This window comes from Mesorhizobium sp. M7A.F.Ca.ET.027.02.1.1, from assembly GCF_004022985.1.
Lineage (GTDB): Bacteria > Pseudomonadota > Alphaproteobacteria > Rhizobiales > Rhizobiaceae > Mesorhizobium.
In genome coordinates, this window is record NZ_RZOL01000991.1 from 1 (window position 1) to 391 (window position 391).

At 52.7% G+C, this 391-nt stretch carries 1 protein-coding gene; it reads right to left on the bottom strand.

Annotated elements, in window-relative coordinates; genetic code table 11:
- On the bottom strand, positions 1–391 hold a 391-nt coding region (locus tag EN749_RS37400; protein WP_210214787.1), incomplete at both ends, for a hypothetical protein.

Genomic DNA, 391 nt, shown 5'->3' on the forward strand with positions numbered 1-391 from the left:
GTAAACATATCAGCCAGGTTGATTTCACCGGCTCGAAACAGACGGCCGCGCTCGGCGCCTAACACTTGGTCCTGTCTTTGAGCGGGCTGACGCGCGAGCCATTCCAGATACGTGGTTTTAGCTGGTACCTGTCCATCCATGCTGGCACGAGTGCCCTCGTCCATCTCATCAATATCAATGCCGAGTTCGCGCCAGGACTTGAGAATCAGGGTTTCAGTAGAACGACAGCAGAAGTGAATCTTCCCAGGTCCCTGTAGGTAAGGCACCTTATGCCCGACCGGTTTGTTATCCAGTGTGTAGCGCAGCAGGTCACGAATAATGCAGTCATGGCTGGTTTTATTGTCCAGCGTAGACAGCCACTGTTTACTTTTCACGATATCGCTGTTGGCAC